The sequence below is a fragment of the Streptomyces sp. NPDC045021 genome (assembly GCF_056432645.1).
Map to the genome: position 1 here is coordinate 474,138 of NZ_JBWKIQ010000005.1, position 16,001 is coordinate 490,138.

General features: G+C 69.6%; 15 protein-coding genes. 4 read left to right on the forward strand and 11 right to left on the reverse strand.

Going from position 1 to position 16,001, the window contains the following annotated elements; genetic code table 11:
• Positions 1-31 precede the first annotated feature (31 nt).
• From AC07DC_RS19005 to AC07DC_RS19015, 3 genes are all read right to left on the reverse strand, one after another.
• Complete coding sequence (locus AC07DC_RS19005) at positions 32-592, reverse strand: hypothetical protein (RefSeq protein WP_478915555.1); 561 nt, start codon at positions 590-592, stop codon at positions 32-34.
• A 195-nt stretch (positions 593-787) separates the two neighbouring features.
• Complete coding sequence (locus AC07DC_RS19010) at positions 788-1,795, reverse strand: tRNA (adenine-N1)-methyltransferase (RefSeq protein WP_478915556.1); 1,008 nt, start codon at positions 1,793-1,795, stop codon at positions 788-790.
• A gap of 79 nt (positions 1,796-1,874) precedes the next feature.
• Positions 1,875-3,086: a site-2 protease family protein gene (locus AC07DC_RS19015; RefSeq protein WP_478915557.1), complete on the reverse strand. Its 1,212-nt coding sequence runs from the start codon at positions 3,084-3,086 to the stop codon at positions 1,875-1,877.
• A 138-nt stretch (positions 3,087-3,224) separates the two neighbouring features.
• Here AC07DC_RS19015 and AC07DC_RS19020 point away from each other — a divergent pair, with 138 nt between their 5' ends.
• The 4 genes from AC07DC_RS19020 to AC07DC_RS19035 all read left to right on the forward strand — a co-directional run bounded on the left by AC07DC_RS19020 (position 3,225) and on the right by AC07DC_RS19035 (position 6,432).
• On the forward strand, positions 3,225-4,085 hold the full coding sequence (locus AC07DC_RS19020) for a RecB family exonuclease (RefSeq protein WP_478915558.1): 861 nt from the start codon (positions 3,225-3,227) through the stop codon (positions 4,083-4,085).
• A 40-nt stretch (positions 4,086-4,125) separates the two neighbouring features.
• Positions 4,126-4,797 carry a response regulator gene (locus AC07DC_RS19025; protein ID WP_138354806.1) on the forward strand — a complete coding sequence of 224 codons (672 nt, stop codon included), beginning with the start codon at positions 4,126-4,128 and terminating at the stop codon, positions 4,795-4,797.
• A 24-nt stretch (positions 4,798-4,821) separates the two neighbouring features.
• On the forward strand, positions 4,822-5,340 hold the full coding sequence (locus AC07DC_RS19030; protein ID WP_478915559.1) for a GNAT family N-acetyltransferase: 519 nt from the start codon (positions 4,822-4,824) through the stop codon (positions 5,338-5,340).
• 108 nt (positions 5,341-5,448) lie between these two features.
• Entirely contained in the window at positions 5,449-6,432 is a 984-nt protein-coding gene (locus AC07DC_RS19035; RefSeq protein ID WP_478915560.1) for a sigma-70 family RNA polymerase sigma factor, read from the forward strand.
• Here the strand turns inward: AC07DC_RS19035 and AC07DC_RS19040 are convergent.
• The 8 genes from AC07DC_RS19040 to AC07DC_RS19075 form a co-directional block, all read right to left on the reverse strand.
• A complete protein-coding gene (locus tag AC07DC_RS19040; RefSeq protein WP_478915561.1) occupies positions 6,343-6,777 on the reverse strand; it encodes an STAS domain-containing protein in 435 nt (144 codons plus the stop codon). The two genes, AC07DC_RS19035 and AC07DC_RS19040, sit on opposite strands and share 90 nt — an antisense overlap.
• An 89-nt stretch (positions 6,778-6,866) precedes the next feature.
• Entirely contained in the window at positions 6,867-7,985 is a 1,119-nt protein-coding gene (locus AC07DC_RS19045; protein ID WP_478915562.1) for a MerR family transcriptional regulator, read from the reverse strand.
• A 144-nt stretch (positions 7,986-8,129) separates the two neighbouring features.
• Positions 8,130-9,728 (reverse strand): ABC transporter substrate-binding protein, encoded by a 1,599-nt coding sequence (locus AC07DC_RS19050; RefSeq protein WP_478915563.1) that lies wholly within the window; start codon positions 9,726-9,728, stop codon positions 8,130-8,132.
• Positions 9,729-9,756: 28 nt separating this feature from the next.
• Positions 9,757-11,358 carry an ABC transporter substrate-binding protein gene (locus AC07DC_RS19055; RefSeq protein WP_478915564.1) on the reverse strand — a complete coding sequence of 534 codons (1,602 nt, stop codon included), beginning with the start codon at positions 11,356-11,358 and terminating at the stop codon, positions 9,757-9,759.
• A 106-nt stretch (positions 11,359-11,464) separates the two neighbouring features.
• Complete coding sequence (locus tag AC07DC_RS19060) at positions 11,465-12,805, reverse strand: oligopeptide/dipeptide ABC transporter ATP-binding protein (protein WP_478915565.1); 1,341 nt, start codon at positions 12,803-12,805, stop codon at positions 11,465-11,467.
• The gene (locus AC07DC_RS19065) at positions 12,789-13,850 is read right to left on the reverse strand and encodes an ABC transporter ATP-binding protein (protein ID WP_478915566.1); all 1,062 of its coding nucleotides are present in this window, start codon (positions 13,848-13,850) and stop codon (positions 12,789-12,791) included. The genes AC07DC_RS19060 and AC07DC_RS19065 overlap by 17 nt, the downstream gene beginning before the upstream one ends.
• The gene (locus AC07DC_RS19070; RefSeq protein WP_478915567.1) at positions 13,847-14,896 is read right to left on the reverse strand and encodes an ABC transporter permease; all 1,050 of its coding nucleotides are present in this window, start codon (positions 14,894-14,896) and stop codon (positions 13,847-13,849) included. The genes AC07DC_RS19065 and AC07DC_RS19070 overlap by 4 nt, the downstream gene beginning before the upstream one ends.
• On the reverse strand, positions 14,896-15,906 hold the full coding sequence (locus AC07DC_RS19075) for an ABC transporter permease (RefSeq protein ID WP_478915568.1): 1,011 nt from the start codon (positions 15,904-15,906) through the stop codon (positions 14,896-14,898). The genes AC07DC_RS19070 and AC07DC_RS19075 overlap by 1 nt, the downstream gene beginning before the upstream one ends.
• Positions 15,907-16,001 lie beyond the last annotated feature (95 nt).

The window sequence follows — 16,001 nt, forward strand, 5'->3', positions numbered from 1 at the left end:
CCGGTGACGGACGACAGCGGCGGGTGACGGTTCAGATGCTGTTCGCGAGCGCGCCCGGTGTGGCGTAGTACCGGCCGGCCCGCCACTGCCAGGTGTACGCGCGCTTCTGGTCCGGGCAGCAGCGCGGCGTGGTGTCGCTGGAGTACCCGAGGACCGTCGCTCTGATGATGCGGCCCTGGATTCCGAACCCGGTGATGCTGCGCTGCTCCGCCGGATCGACCAGGGTCGCCACGATGCGCGGCGCGCTGCCCGGCGCCGCGCCCGCCGTCAGCACGTAGACACCGCTGGGCGGGGTGCCCGCCTCGGTCCGGCAGCGCACGACGGCGACGGTCTCGGGCCTGCCGTCCTGGTCCAGATCCCCCGAGACGCGGCTGACGACGTCCACCGCGGCTCCCGCACAGTCGAGCGGGTACGTGGCCGACTTCGGGTCGGGTGCGGCCTGCGTGGTGGCTTCAGGGGCGTGCGAGGAGGCATCGGCGGGCTGGACCAGGGCCCCGGCGCCGATGACCGCGCCGAGCAGCGCGGCGGTGGAAATCCAGTGCACCGAGCGGGCTCGGGTATGCGGAAGGGCCGGTCCTGCGGAGGGCTGCACTCGCCTGGCTCCTGGGGAGTTCGATCGGGGGGTGGCCAGCATGGTGCCACACGTCACACTCCGGTGGAACAGCAGGGGCGGCCGGGAGAACCGGGATATGGGAAACGCGAGAGGCGCCGGTGCCGGATCCCTTGCGGGGGATCCGGCACCGGCGCCTGTCGACGTTCTCGGTTCGCGACCGGGCGTGGCCCGGTACTACTCAGCGGCTGCCTCGGGGGCGGCCGGCGCCTCGACTGCGGGCGCCTCGACTGCAGGCGTCTCGACTGCAGGCGTCTCCACGGCCGCGGGTGCGTCGGCGGTGGCGTGCTTACCGCCGCTTTCGCTGCCGGGGCCGGTGTAGTCCTCGCCGTACGAGCCCTTGGAGGGGCGGCGGCGGCGCATCGGCGGCTCCACGCCGTCGGCGAGCCGGCGGGCGGTGAGCAGGAAGCCGGTGTGCCCGATCATGCGGTGGTCGGGACGGACCGCGAGACCCTCGACGTGCCAGTTCCGGACCATGGTCTCCCAGGCCGCGGGCTCGTTGAAGGTGCCGTGCTCACGGATGGCCTCGACGGTGCGGGCCATCTGCGTGGTGGTGGCGACGTAGCAGCACAGGATGCCGCCGGGGACGAGCGCCTTGGAGACGGCGTCGAGGCATTCCCAGGGGGCGAGCATGTCCAGGATGACGCGGTCGACATCGGTGTCGGACAGATTGTCCTGGAGGTCGCCGACGGTCAGCTGCCAGGCGGGGTGTTCCCCGCCGAAGTAGCGCTGGACGTTCTGGGTGGCGATCTCCGCGAAGTCGGCGCGGCGCTCGTAGGAGTGCAGCATGCCCTGGTCGCCGACGGCGCGCAGCAGGAAGCTGCTGAGCGAGCCTGATCCGACTCCGGCTTCGACGACACGGGCGCCGGGGAAGATGTCGGCCATCGACAGGATCTGCCCCGCGTCCTTGGGGTAGACCACTGCGGCACCGCGTGGCATGGACAGGACATAGTCGGGGAGCAGGGGGCGCAGCGCCAGGTAGGCGACGTTCCCCGTGGTACGGACAACACTTCCTTCAGGAGCACCGATCAACTCGTCATGCTGGAAAGCACCCTTGTGGGTATGGAACTGCTTTCCGGCTTCGAGCGTGAACGTGTAGTGGCGTCCCTTGGGGTCGGTGAGCTGGACCTGGTCCCCGACTTGGAATGGGCCGCGACGGCGGGCGGCACCGGTCGGTTCGGACATGTGAACAGCCTAGCTGCTCTTTATGGGGCTCGGTTCGCCTCGGGTTCTGGTGTTGGCGTTCAGACCTCGGGGCTGACGTTCAGACCTGTGGCCTTGCCATCGCGGCGATGAAGGCTCGCTCCACGTCCGCCGTGGAGAGCACTCCGTAGATCTCGCCCGTCGGCTCGACCACGAGGTACTCCGTCGACGGCGTCGCCCGCAGGGTGTCGAGCAGGTCCTCGCCCGCCAGCTCCGTCGAGACCCTCATGCCCGGCTTGAGGTCCTGGGCCAGGCCGCTGACCGCGACCCAGGGGCGGCGGTGTTCGGGGACTCCGACGATGGCGGCCTCGCGGACGACCGCGGTCGGGTCTCCCTGGCCGTCGACGACGACCAGGGCGCGGGCGCCGGCCTCGTTGGCGCGGCGCAGGGCCTCGGACAGCGGGGTGTCGGAGCTGACCGGCACGGCACGCCGGGTCAGGGTGCGGGCGCGCAGGTCGGGGAGGCGTTCGCGCAGCCGGGCCATGCGCAGGCTGTTTCCGGCGCCGGTCCAGATGATGGCGGCGAGGATCGCGGCGAGCAGGGCGTCGGTGAGGGAGTCGAAGCCGCTGCTGTCGGCGGTGTTGTTGTAGGTGAGCAGGGGCAGGCCGAGGACCGCGATGGCCAGCGCGCGGCCGGTCCAGGCGGCGGCGACCGTGCCGCTCATGGGCTTGCCGGTGATCTTCCACACGACGGCCCGGAGCATCCGGCCGCCGTCCAGCGGGAGGCCGGGAAGCAGGTTGAACACGGCGACGATCAGGTTGCTGATCATGAGGCCGGCGAGGAGCACGCCGGGCACCGTGCCGGGCTCCACGACCTTCATGCCGCCGTAGAAGACGCCGGCCAGCACGAGGGAGAGCAGCGGTCCGACGAAGGCGAGGACGAACTCCCGGCCGGGGGTCTCGGACTCCTTCTCGATCTCCGAGACACCGCCGAAGAACTGCAGCTGGATCCGGCGCACGGGCAGGTCGAAGCGCAGAGCGGCGACGGTGTGCGCGAGCTCGTGGATGAGCACCGAGGCGTAGAAGGCGACGGCGAAGAAGAGCGAGACGAGGTAGCGGACGTTGCCGAGTTCCGGCAGGACCTTGTCGAGCTGGCCGCCGAAGACCCAGGTGATGAGGGCGGCGACCAGGAACCAGCTGGGGGCGACATAGACGGGTACGCCGAAGATGCGGCCCATGAGGATGCCGCCGCCGGCTTCGCGCGGGCTCTTGTTCTGACCGTTCCCCGGCTGGGCCTGCGTGCCCCGGGACGGCGGCTGCCCGCTCTCGCTCACTGGTTCCCCTCGTTCATGTGTGAACCCTCGCACCGGCCAAGTGGATCATGCAATGCGAGGGGCTCTGCCATCGATGGTATTGCCCGGTGGTCCGCGGCCGACACCGGCTGTCGGTGGGAGGCCGTAGGGTCGTCTGCCATGGGCACCAGCACCTCAGACATCCCTCCCCGGCCACCGTCGTCGCTCTCCCCGTCGCGGGCCTCGGACTTCATGCGGTGTCCCCTGCTCTACCGGCTGCGGGTGATCGACAAGTTGCCGGAGAAGCCGAGCGAGGCCGCCACGCGGGGCACCGTGGTGCACGCGGTGCTCGAACGGCTCTTCGACTCCCCCGCTGTCGAGCGTACGGCGGACCGCGCCCGGTCGATGGTTCCGGGCGAGTGGGAGAAGCTGCTGGCCGCCCGGCCCGAGCTGGCCCAGCTCTTCGAGGTGGCGGACGCACCCGCGCTCACCCGGTGGCTGGAGAGCGCCGAGCAGCTCGTCGACCGCTGGTTCACGCTGGAGGACCCGACACGGCTGGAGCCCGCCGAGCGGGAGCTGTACGTGGAGACGGTGCTGGACTCGGGGCTGACGCTGCGCGGGTACGTCGACCGGCTCGATGTGGCGCCGTCCGGCGATCTGCGGGTGGTCGACTACAAGACCGGCAAGGCGCCCCGCCCGGAGTACGCCGGCGAGGCGCTCTTCCAGATGAAGTTCTACGCGCTGGTGCTGTGGCGGCTGCGCGGGGTGGTTCCGCGCCGGCTGCAGCTGGTCTACCTCGGCAGCGGCGATGTGATCATGTACGACCCGTCCGAGTCGGACCTGCGGAGCGTGGAGCGCAAGCTGCTTGCGCTGTGGGAGGCGATCCGCGAGGCCACCGCGACCGGCGAGTGGCTGCCGCGCCGGACCAAGCTGTGCGGCTGGTGCGACCACCAGGCGGTCTGTCCGGAGTTCGGGGGCACTCCCCCGCCCTATCCGCTGCCGCTCCCGGGCCCCGCGCCGTCCGGGGACGACGTGATCTAGGCAAGAATGGGGCGGGTCCGGCAACGACGAGGGAGATCTTGTGGCGATTCGCGTCCTACTGGTGGACGACCAGCCGCTGCTGCGTACCGGCTTCCGCATGATTCTGGAGGCCGAGCCGGACCTTGCCGTGATCGGTGAGGCCGGGGACGGCCAGCAGGCGCTGGACCAGGTGCGGGCGCTGCAGCCCGATGTGGTGCTGATGGACATCCGGATGCCGCGGATGGACGGGGTCGAGGCGACCCGCCAGATCACCGGCCCCGGGCGGGACGGGCCGGCCAAGGTCCTGGTGCTCACCACCTTCGACCTGGACGAGTACGTGGTCGAGGCGCTGCGCGCCGGTGCCAGCGGCTTCCTGCTCAAGGACGCGCCGGCCGCCGAGCTGGTGCAGGCGATCCGGGTGGTCGCGGCGGGCGAGGCCATGCTCGCGCCCAGCATCACCCGCCGGCTGCTGGACAAGTACGCGGGGCGGCTGCCGTCCGGCGAGGAGTCCGTGCCGCAGCCGCTGCACACCCTCACCGAGCGCGAGGTCGAGGTGCTGAAGCTGGTCGCCCGCGGCCTGTCGAACGCGGAGATCGCCGCGGAGCTCTTCGTCAGCGAAACGACCGTGAAGACGCATGTCGGGCATGTGCTGACCAAGCTGGGCCTGCGCGACCGCGTCCAGGCGGCGGTGTACGCGTACGAGAGCGGGCTGGTGCGGCCCGGAGCCGGCTGAGTCGCGGCCGGTAACGTGCCCGCCATGCAGACCACTCTCCACGGGACCTCGGTCACGCTGCGTCCGGCCGGGGCCGACGACATTCCCGCGCTCGCCGCGATCCGCTCGACCCCGGAGGTGTTCGAGCGGTGGCGCGGTGAGCGGGACGGCATGGCCGCGTCCATCGCCGAGGACCTGGCCGAGCCCGGCACCGAGATGTTCGTCATCGAGTACGAGGGCCGGGTGGTCGGCGCGATCCAGTGGGCCGCCGAGGAGGAGCCCGACTACCGGCACGCGAACATCGACATCTATCTCGACCCCGCCTGCCACGGCCGCGGGCTCGGCACCGATGCCGTCCGCACCCTCGCCCGCCATCTGATCACCGACCACGGCCACCACCGGCTGGTCATCGATCCCGCGGCCGACAACACCGCCGCGATCCGCTGCTACGCCAAGGTGGGATTCCACCCGGTCGGCATCATGCGCGACTACGAGCGCGGTCCCGACGGAACATGGCACGACGGCCTCATGATGGACCTGCTGGCGCGAGACTTGTCCGGTTAGGACAGAACCCGGCAGGGTCCGACCGATCCCGGGCGCTCTGTCATACCCCCCGCCTAGGATGACCGGGACGGCTGGAGCTGACGGCCGACGGTCGACAAGGGGCTCTCGATGAGTGATCTCGCGGCAATGGACGGCGTGGCCTCGGAGCTGCAGCTGGAGCGGCACCGGGTGGAGCTGACGGGGTACTGCTACCGGATGCTGGGATCGGCGTTCGAGTCGGAGGACGCCGTCCAGGAGACGCTGGTCCGGGCGTGGCGCAGCTTCGACCGGTTCGAGGGCCGGGCGTCGCTGCGGTCGTGGCTGTACCGCATCGCCACCAACGTCTGTCTGGACATGCTGAAGGCGCGCGAGCGCCGGGCCCGCCCGATGGATCTCGCCTCCCCCGTCTCGTCCTCGTCCCCGTTGACCCCGGCCCTGCCGGAGGCGACGTGGATCGAGCCGATGCCCGACGGCCGGATGCTGCCCTCCGGCGGCGATCCGGCCGAGGTGGCCGCCCAGCGCGATTCGGTGCGGCTGGCGTTCGTCGCCGCGCTGCAGCACCTGGCGCCCCGGCAGCGTGCGGTGCTGATCCTGCGGGAGGTGCTGGCCTGGAAGGCGAGCGAGGTCGCCGAGCTGCTCGACACGACGGTGGCGTCGGTCAACAGCGCGCTGCAGCGGGCCCGTTCCGCGCTCGCCGCCAGCGATGTCACCGCCAGTGACCCGGCCCGGCCGATGGACGAGACGCAGCGGGCGCTGCTGGCCCGCTATGTGGACGCCTTCGAGCGCTACGACCTGGACTCGCTCACCTCGCTGCTGCGCGAGGACGCCACGCTGTCGATGCCGCCGTACGAGCTGTGGTTCCGCGGTCCCGCGGACATCCGCGGCTGGATGCTCGGGACCGGGATCGGCTGCGCCGGATCGCGGCTGCTGCCCGTCACGGCGAACGGCTCACCGGCGTTCGGTCAGTACCGGCCCGCCGCCGACGGCGGCCACGAGCCGTGGGCGCTGCAGGTCATCGAGATCTCAGGCGACCGGATCACCGGGATCAACTCCTTCCTCGACACCGCGCACCTGTTTCCGCTCTTCGGCCTGCCCCCGCGGCTGGAGCCGTAGCCCCGGCCCCGGCTCCAGGGGGAGGACGTCCCGCAGCCCCGCCAGGGCCAGCAGGTCGCGCAGCCGCCCGCCGGCGTTCCGCAGCCGTATCCGGCAACCGAGCCGCCGGGCGGTGAGCTGCAGCCGGGCCAGGGCCTCGACGGTGGCCACGTCCGGTTCGGTGAGCGCGGCCACGTCGCAGGTCACCCAGCCCGGCTCCGCGCCGTGCAGCCGGGCCCGCAGGCGCGCGCACAGCTCGGGGATGCCGGCGCGGGTGAGAGGGCCGGCCAGGGCCCAGACGAGCACGTCCGGGCCCTGCTCCGGCTGCCGTTCGTCGCGCTCCGGCACCTCGTCGGCTGCACTCAACGTCGGCCTCCTGTCGTGGGGTTCTTCTACGACAGACCTCCCGGCGGGGCAGAACTCATCGCCGGTTGGGTGTTCCAGCCGGAGAGGCCCTAGCAGCCCGGTTCTCCGGCCGGCTCGACGACGTCGGCGACGGCGCAGCTGACGTTGTCGGGCCCGCCGCCCGCGTTGGCCAGCGCTATCAGCTCGCGGACGGCCTGCTCGGGGTCGGTGACCGCGCGGAGCACCTGGTGGATGTCCGGTCCCGGCACCACGGCGGTCAGGCCGTCGGAGCACAGCAGGTAGCGGTCGCCGGGGAGGGCGTCGTGCAGGCGCAGGTCGGCGGCGGACGCGTCGCCGCCGTCGAGGGCCCGCAGCAGCAGCGTCCGCTGGGGGTGCGAGGCCGCCTCTCCGGGGCTGATGCGGCCGTCGTCGACCATGGACTGGACGAGGGTGTGGTCGTGGGTGATCTGGAAGAGTTCGCCGCCGCGCAGCAGATAGGCGCGCGAGTCGCCGATGTGGACGAGCGCCAGCTGCGATCCGGTCCACAGCATGGCCGTCAGGGTCGTTCCCAGCCCCTGAAGCGACGGATCGGTGTCGGCCAGGCCCCGCACGGCCAGGTTGGCCTGTTGTACGGCGTTCTCGAGGGCGTTGAGGAGACCGCCGGCGGGGACGCCGGGGCCCGTGGCGCCCGTGCGGGCCGCCTCGGCGGTGTCGAAGCGCTTGAGCGCGTCGATGGCGGCCGCGCTCGCGGGCGCTCCGCCGGCTCCGAATCCGTCGGCGACGGCGAGCAGCCGCGCGCCGGCGTAGGCGGCGTCCTGGTTGCTCTCGCGGATCAGGCCGGTGTCGGTGAGCGCTGCGTAGCGGATCGCCAGTGGTGCTCCGGTCCGGTTCATGTCGGTGTCCTTCCGTGCCAGGTGGTCGACGAGGAAGGTCGCGAGGTCCCGCCGGGCGTCGGTGTCGGACTCGACCTGTTCCCAGAACGCGGCGACGGCTTCGGCGGCCGCGCCAGGTGCCAGGTCGCACACCACCCGTATCCGCGCCAGCGGCATGCCGAGCCGCCGGAGCCAGGCCACCAGCCCGGCCCGTTCCAGCTGGGCCGGATCGTAGAACCGGTAGCCGGTCAGCGGGTCGACGCGGGCCGGTGGCAGCAGTCCGAGTTCGTCGTACAGGCGCAGCGCCTTCGGCGACAGGCCGGACGCGTGTCCGAACTCCCCGATCGTCAGCAGCACCGTGGTCGCCTCCTCCTGCCGGGCGACGTGCCCGGCTGCCCCGATGCTGTGGTCTGCCCCAGGGACAAGGTCAACCCCCGCTGCCCCGGCACAGCGGAACGGGCCCGGACGACAGTGTCGTCCGGGCCCGCACCAGTGTCCTGATCAGCCGGTCACACCTCGGCCCAGCTCCCAGTACTGGGTCGTGGAGGAGGCGTTGAGCGTCCACTCGGTGCCCGTGATGTCGCTGCGGGCGGCGAGGTACTGCTTGCCCTGCCACAGCGGCAGCATCGGCACATCGCCGGCGATGATGTTCTGCACCTGGGTGAAGTCGCCGATGGTGGCGCTGCGCTGGGTCTTCTGCCGGGTGGAGTCGATCAGCTGGTTCTGGATGAGGGGGTTCGCGTACGCCAGCGCCAGGAAGTTGTCCTTGGCGAGGAACGGCGCGACGTAGTTGTCCGGGTCCGGGAAGTCGGGGAACCAGCCCATCCCGTACACCTGGTACTGGTGCTTGCGCCCACCGTCGGTGTACGCGTGCCAGTCGGCCACCGGCTGCAGTTTGATCTTGAACAGCCCGCTGGCCTCGAGCTGCTTCTTGAGCAGCTCGAACTCCGCTTTGGTCGCCTCGCCGTAGTGCTCGGTCGTGTACGAGAGCGTCAGCTCGACCGGCGAGGTGATGTTGGCGTCCTTCAGCGTCTTGCGGGCCTTCTGCGCGCTCGGGACGCCGTAGGAGTTGTAGAACGAGTTGGCGTGGCCGGTGATGCCCGCCGGGACCATCGAGTAGAGCGGCTCGGCGGTGCGCAGGTAGACGTCGCGCGTGATGGCCTGCCGGTCCACGACCTGGGCGAAGGCCTCGCGGACCGCCTTCTGCTTCACGACCGGGTCGGCCGTGTTGAAGACCAGGTAGCGGATCTCGGTGCCGGGCGCCTCGGTCAGCTTGACGTTGCTGTCGGTGCTGATGTTGAGCCGGTTGAGCTGCTCGGGCGTCATCGTCCGGTTCATCACGTCGATGTCGCCGGCCTTGAGGGCCTTCTCCATGTCCGTGGAGCTCTTGAAGAACTTGAGCTCGATCTTGCTGTTGTTCAGCTTGATCGTGCCCTTGTAGTGCGGGTTCTTCGTGAAGACGGCCGAGTCGCCCTCCTTGAAGGACTCCAGCTGGTACGGCCCGGAGCCCACGATGTCGAAGCCCGGGTGCTGCTTCTTCGCGTCGTACACCTCGCTGTCCACGATGGCCGCGGCGGGCGTGGCCAGCTTGTACGGGAAGGTGGCGTCGGGGTCCTTGAGGTGGAAGACGACCGTGGCGTCGTCCGGCGTCTCGACCTTGTCGACGTTGGTCAGAAGGCTGTACGGGCCGTTCTCGTCCTTGATCGTGAGCATGCGGTCGATGGAGAACTTCACGTCCTTGGACGTGAGCGCATGCCCGTTGGAGAACTCCAGACCGTCACGCAGCGTGCAGCGGTACTGCTCGCCGAGCCCGTCGGTGAAGTGGCATTCCTTGGCGGCCTCGGGCTCCGGGTCCGTACCGCTGCGCGGGTAGCGCAGCAGTGTCTGGTACGTGTTGTAGAAGACGTTCCAGGACTGGATGTCGTAGCCCGTGACCGGGTCGAGCGGCGCCGGCGCCTGCGGCGTCATGTGGAACTCGTCCGTGGTGCCGAAGACGATCGCCTTGCCGTCGTCCCCGCTGCCACTGCCGGATCCACAACCGGCGAGTACGGGCGTCATCAGACCCACGACTATCGGCAGCGCGAGCAGCTTGCGATTCATCCTCGACGTTCTCCCTTGTATGTGCTGATCAACCCGTTACACCCCGACCGAGTTCCCAGAACTGGGTGGTGGTGGAAGAGTTGAGCGCCCATTCCACACCGGTGATGTCACTGCGGGCAGCGATGTACTGCTTGCCCTGCCACAGCGGCAGCATCGGTACGTCCTGGGCGATGATCTTCTGAGCGGTCTCGAAGTCATTGATGGTGGCGCTGCGCTGGGACTGCTGGCGGGTCTGCGGGATCACCTGGCGCTGGATGACATCGCTCTGGTAGGGCAGCTTCAGGAAGTTGCCCTTGTCGAAGAACGGAGCGATGTAGTTGTCCGGGTCCGGGAAGTCGGGCAGCCAGCTCAGAGCGTAGGCCGCGTACTTGTGCTTCTTCACCTCGGTGAGGAAGACGTTCCACTCCTCGCTCTTGAGCGTGACGTCGAAGAGGCCGCTCGCGTCGAGCTGCTTCTTGATCGCCTCGGCCTCCTCCTTGTTGCTGGAGCCGGCGAGGTCCTTGCGGTACCAGTAGTCGAACTTCACCTTGTCGTCGATCCCGGCCGCGTGCAGCAGCGCCTTGGCCTTGACCGTGTTCGGGTCGCCGTAGGTCTTGAAGAACGAGTTGGCGTGGCCGGTGATGCCCACCGGGACGGGCGAGTAGAGCGGTTCCGCGGTCCGCTGGAAGACATCACGGGTCAGCGCCTGGCGATCGACGATCTGGGCGATGGCCTGGCGGACGGCCTTGGGCCGTACCGCGGGGTCCGTGGTGTCGAAGAACAGATAGCGGGCCTCGGTGCCGGCCGCCTCGGTGAGCTTGACGTTCTGGGTGTCGCCGGCCTTGAGCAGCCGGTTGATCTGGTCGGGTCGCATGGTGCGGGTGGCGACGTCGACGGTGCCCTTCTCGAGCTCGGACTCCATCGCGTCCGCGGACGTGAACATCCGCAGCTCCACCTTGCTGTTGTTCAGCTTCAGCGTGCCCTGGTAGTTCGCGTTCCTGGAGAAGACGGCCTTGTCGTCCTGCTTGAACTCGTCCAGCGTGTAAGGACCGGAACCGACGATATTGAAGCCGTCGTACGGCTTGTCCGCGGGATAGACCTGGCTGTCGAGGATCGCGGCGGCGGGCGTCGCCAGCTTGAGCGGGAAGGTGCTGTCCGGCGCCTTGAGGTGGAAGACCACCGTCCTGTCGTCGGGCGCCTGCACGGTGGCGACGCCGGATATCAGCGAGGCCGGGCCGTTGTCACTGTTGATCTTCAACATGCGGTCGACCGAGAACTTGACGTCCTCGGCCGTCAGCGCGTGACCGTTGGAGAAACTGAGCCCCTTGCGGAGGGTGCACTGGTACACCTGCCCGACCAGGTCGCTGAAGCCGCATCTCTCCGCGGCGTCGGGTTCCGGGTTGGTGCCGCTGCGCGGGTAGCGCAGCAGCATCTGGAAGGTGTTGTAGAAGACGTTCCACGTGGCGCTGTCGTACGACGTCGCCGGATCCAAGGGGGACGGGTTCTCCTTGGTCAGCTTGATGCTGTCCGTGGTCCCGACGACGATGGGTTTACCGCTGGTGTCACCGCCACTGCCCGAGCTGCCGCAAGCGGCGAGGGCGGGTGCGACGACGCCGAGAAGCATCGGCAGCACCAGTAGCTTACGGTTCATCCTCGTCGTTCTCCCTTTGGTCTTTCAGTGCTCAGTCGATCCTTGCCGTTCCCGGGCGGGCGACGCTACGCCTGCGCCGCCCGCCACCGTGTAGGTGATGATGCGGTTATCCGCCGGATCCGGGGTACAGGTGGCAGGCCACTTGGACATCCGTTTCCGACAGCAGGTTGAGCCGCGGGTCCTGTGCTGGCGAGAACTCCACCACGGCCCGGCCGCCTTCGGCGTGCATTGTGATCACGCCCCGCCAGAAGGGCTCGCGCGGCTCGGCCGCCGAGGCCTCCTCACGGAGTCGGCGGAGGTATTCCAGCACATCTTCCGCGCTGTGCCCCCGGCCGGGGGTGACAGCGGCAGAAGTGACACCGGGTTCGGAGAGCCCTTCAAGATCGCCGAAGAGCGCCCTTTCCTTGGTCACCTCGGCCACCGGCAGTTCCATCCAGCGGCGTTCCAGCAGGCCACGCAGGTCGCGGGCCTCCCAGCCGCAGCCGGCCAGGGCGACCGGGCAGCGGGGGTGGAAGGAGCAGCCGAGCGGCGGCTTGGCCGCGTCAGGAATCTCGCCGCGCAGAAGTTCGCGCTCGACCGCGAGGGTCGGGTCGGGCTCGGGGATCGCCGCCAGCAGCGCCTTGGTGTACGGGTGCTTGGGGTCGGCGAAGACCTCCGCGGTGGGCCCGTACTCGACGATCCGGCCGAGGTACATGATCGCGATGGTGTCGCAGAAGAACTTCGCGCTGGCCAGATCGTGCGTCACGTAGACGTACGTCAGGTCCAGGTCCCGCTTGAGGTCCAGCATCAGCTGCAGGATCTTGGCGCGGACGCTCATGTCGAGCATGGAGATCGGCTCGTCGGCGACGAGGAGCTCCGGCTCGGCGATGATCGCGCGGGCCAGCACGGCCCGCTGCTTCTGGCCGCCGGACAGGTCGCCGGGGAACTTCGTCAGGTACCGCTCGGGAGGGGTCAGACCGACCCGCTCCAGGGCGTCGGTGACCTTGGCGTCGTACTCCGCGTCGCTGCTCACCAGGTTGTGGATGCGCAGCGGGTGGCCGACGGCGGTGCGGATGTCCATCGCCGGGTTGAGCGAGGCGTGCGGGTCCTGGAAGACCATCTGCAGCTTGCGGCGCAGCGGCCGCATCTTGCGCTCGCCGAACTCGGTGATGTCCTCACCGCGGTAGCGGATGGCGCCGCCGGTGGCCCGGTTCATGCCCAGCAGGGTCCGGCCGAGGGTGGTCTTGCCCGAGCCCGACTCACCGACCAGGCCGAGCACCTCGCCCTTGCGGAGCTTCAGGTTCACGCCGTCGACGGCCTTGACCGCACCGGCGGCCTTGCCCGTCAGCCGGCCGAAGACGTTGCCCCGCATGCCGAAGTGGACCTCGAGGTCCTCGAGCTCGACGAGTGTCTCGCGGTCGTCGAGCGCTACGACACCGCTCGCTTCTGTCTCAGGCTTCGTCAGCAACGCTGATCTCCTTCACGGCGGCGAGCGGCTCGCGCCCACCCGTTCCCAACTCGTCGGCCATCGAGGGATCGACCTCGATCGCCTGCTGCCAGCAGACGCTGTGCACGCCGGACGGCAGTACCACCTCGGGCGGCTCCACCTTGGCGCATCCCTGCATCGCCACCGGGCAGCGCGGGCTGAACCGGCAGCCCTCCGGGGGGTGCACCAGGTCCGGGGGGCTTCCCGGGATGAAGTGCAGTCCGGTGGTGGAGAGCGAGATCGTGGAGCGGAGCAGCTCCTTGGTGTACGGGTGCTGGGGGTTCGCGAACACTTCGCGGGCATCGCCCTGTTCGACGATGTGGCCCGCGTACATCACCGCGACCCGGTCGCACGCTTCGGCGACGATACCGAGATTGTGGGTGATCAGCACAAGGGATGTGTCGAAGTTCTTGCGCAGATCGGCCAGGATTTTAATGATCTGTGCCTCGACGAGGACATCGAGAGCCGTGGTGGGCTCGTCCGCGACGATGAACGCCGGGCGCAGCACCAGGGCGAGCGCGATCATGATGCGCTGGCGCATACCGCCCGAGAACTCGTGGGGGTAGCTCTCGTACCGGCTGGCCGGGATGCCCATGCCGCGCAGCGCCTCGACGGCGCGCTCGCGCAGCTCCTTCTTCGAGAGCTCCTTGTGGTGCGTGTGCAGGGCCTCCTCGAAGTGCTGGGAGATCCGCATCAGCGGGTTGAGCCGGGTCATCGGCTCCTGGAAGATCAGCCCGAGGTCCGGGCCGCGGAGCTTCTGCAGCTCCTTGGGCGACAGGCCGACCAGATTGCGGCCCCTGCCCCCCTTGCTGTTCAGGATCACTTCACCGTCGACGGAGGCGACGGTGGGCGCCAGGCCCAGCACGCCGCGGCCGAGGGTGGACTTGCCGCAGCCGGACTCGCCGACCAGGCCGAGCGTCTCGCCGGGGCGGACGTCGAAGCTGACGCCGTCGACGGCGCGGACCGGTCCGCGCTCGGTGCCGTACCAGACGCGCAGGTCGCGTACGGAAAGGACAGGTTCGGTCATTTCGCGGCCTCCCCTTCTTCTGCAGTTGCTGCGGTGACGGTGCGGCGGCGGCTGAACGCGGGCAGCAGCACCTTGGTGATACGGCGACGGCGCATGGTCGGGTTCAGCACGTCGTTGAGGCCCTCGCCGAGCAGCGTGAAGCCGAGGATGGCGATCACCATGGCGGCGCCCGGGTAGACGGTGGTCCACCACATGCCGGCGTTGATGTCGTCGATCGCGCGGTCGAGGTCGTAGCCCCACTCGGCGGCGTCGGTGGGCTGGATGCCGAGGCCCAGGAAGCCCAGGCCGGCCAGCGTGCCGATGGCATCGGCGGCGTTCATCGTGCCGATGACGGGCACCGACTGGATGACGTTGCCGAACAGGTACTTGCGGATCACCACGGACGGCTTGGCGCCCATCGCGCGGGCCGCCTCCACGAAGGTGGCCTCACGGGCGGAGAGCGCCGAGGCGCGGACCACCCGGAAGTACTGCGGGATGTAGACCACGGTGATCGACAGCGCGGCGGTCACCACGCCTCCGCCGGTGATGCCGGAGAAGACGAAGCCCGTCACGATGGCGAGCAGCAGGTACGGGAACGCGAAGAGCGCGTCCATCACCAGCACCAGGATGCGGTCGAGCCAGCCACCGAAGTACCCCGACAGAAGGCCCAGGAGGACGCCCAGGACGAGCGAGAAGACGACGGCGAGGACCATCACCTCCAGCGCGGTGCGGGCGCCGTAGACGGTCCGTGAGACGACGTCCAGGCTCTGCACGGTGGTACCGAACCAGTGGTCGCCGTCCGGCGCGCCCTGCTTCGGGAAGTTCTTGCCGCCCGACTGGTACGTGTCGAAGTTGTACGGGGCGATCAGCGGGGCGAAAACCGCGGTGAGCACGAAGATCGCGGTGAGGGCCGCACCGGTCCACAGCATGAACTTGGGCACGCCGTGGGCCTGCCGGACGGCGATCACGATGCGTCGCAGACCGCCGAAGCGGATGGACTTTCCGGTGCCCGGAGCCTGGGGGGTGATCTCCGGGTCGAGCGGAACGGGGAGAGTTGTCTGGGCCATCAGTACCGCACCCTCGGGTCGATCAGCGCGTTGACGAAGTCGATCAGCATGCTGATCGCGACGACGACGAGGGCGAAGACGGTGACGATGCCCTGGACGGCGACGTAGTCGCGCTGGGTGATGTAGTCGATGAGCTGGCGGCCGATACCGGGCCAGCTGAAGATCTTCTCGGTGAGGACCGCACCGCTGAGCAGCATCGCGACCTGGAGGCCGAGGACCGTGATCACCGGGACCATGGCGTTGCGGAAGGCGTGCCGTCCGACGACGGCGCCCTCCTTCACGCCGCGGGCGCGGGCCGCCTCGATGTAGTCGCCCTGCAGCGACTGGATGAGGTTGATGCGGATCATGCGGATGAAGACACCGACGATGATCAGGCCGAGCGCGATCGAGGGCAGGACCAGGTGGGTGGCGATGTCGCTCACCGCGTCCCAGTCACCCGCGATCATGGCGTCCACGATGAGGATGTGGGTCTGGGTCGGCACGTTCAACTGCACCAGGGGCGAGGCCTGTCCGGAGGTGGCGCCGAAGGCGAGCATCAGCATCGGCCCGGCGACGGTGACCGGCACCGCGTAGCTGAGGATGCCGAAGAGCCGGCCGCCCACGTCGACCGCGCTGTCGCGCAGCCGGCCCGCGAGCAGGCCCACCGGGATGCCGATGACGGTCGCGAAGACCAGGGCCCCGAAGGTCAGGGTGAGCGTGGCGCCGCCGTTCTCGATGATGATGTCGCGCACGCTGCGACGGTCGGAGAACGTGGTGCCGAAGTTCAGGGTGACGACGGACTTCAGGTAGTCCCAGAACTGCTGGTACAGCGGGGCGTCGAAGCCCGCGGCGTGCTTTCTCGCAGCGAGTTCCGCCGCGTTGAGCTTGCCGCCCTGGGAGGCCGAAATGGGATCACCGGGGGCCACCCGCATCAGGACGAAGACCATTACCAGCAGGATGAGGACCATGGGTATGGCGAGCGCGATCCTGATGAGGATGTAGCGGCGCAGTGACCCGGACTGCTTGCTCATGGAGGGGTGTCTTTCTTAGCCGGAGTGGCGGGGGGGGGGGGGGGGGGGGGGGGGGGGGGGGGGGGGGCGGCGGGGGGGGGGGGGGCGCGGGGGGG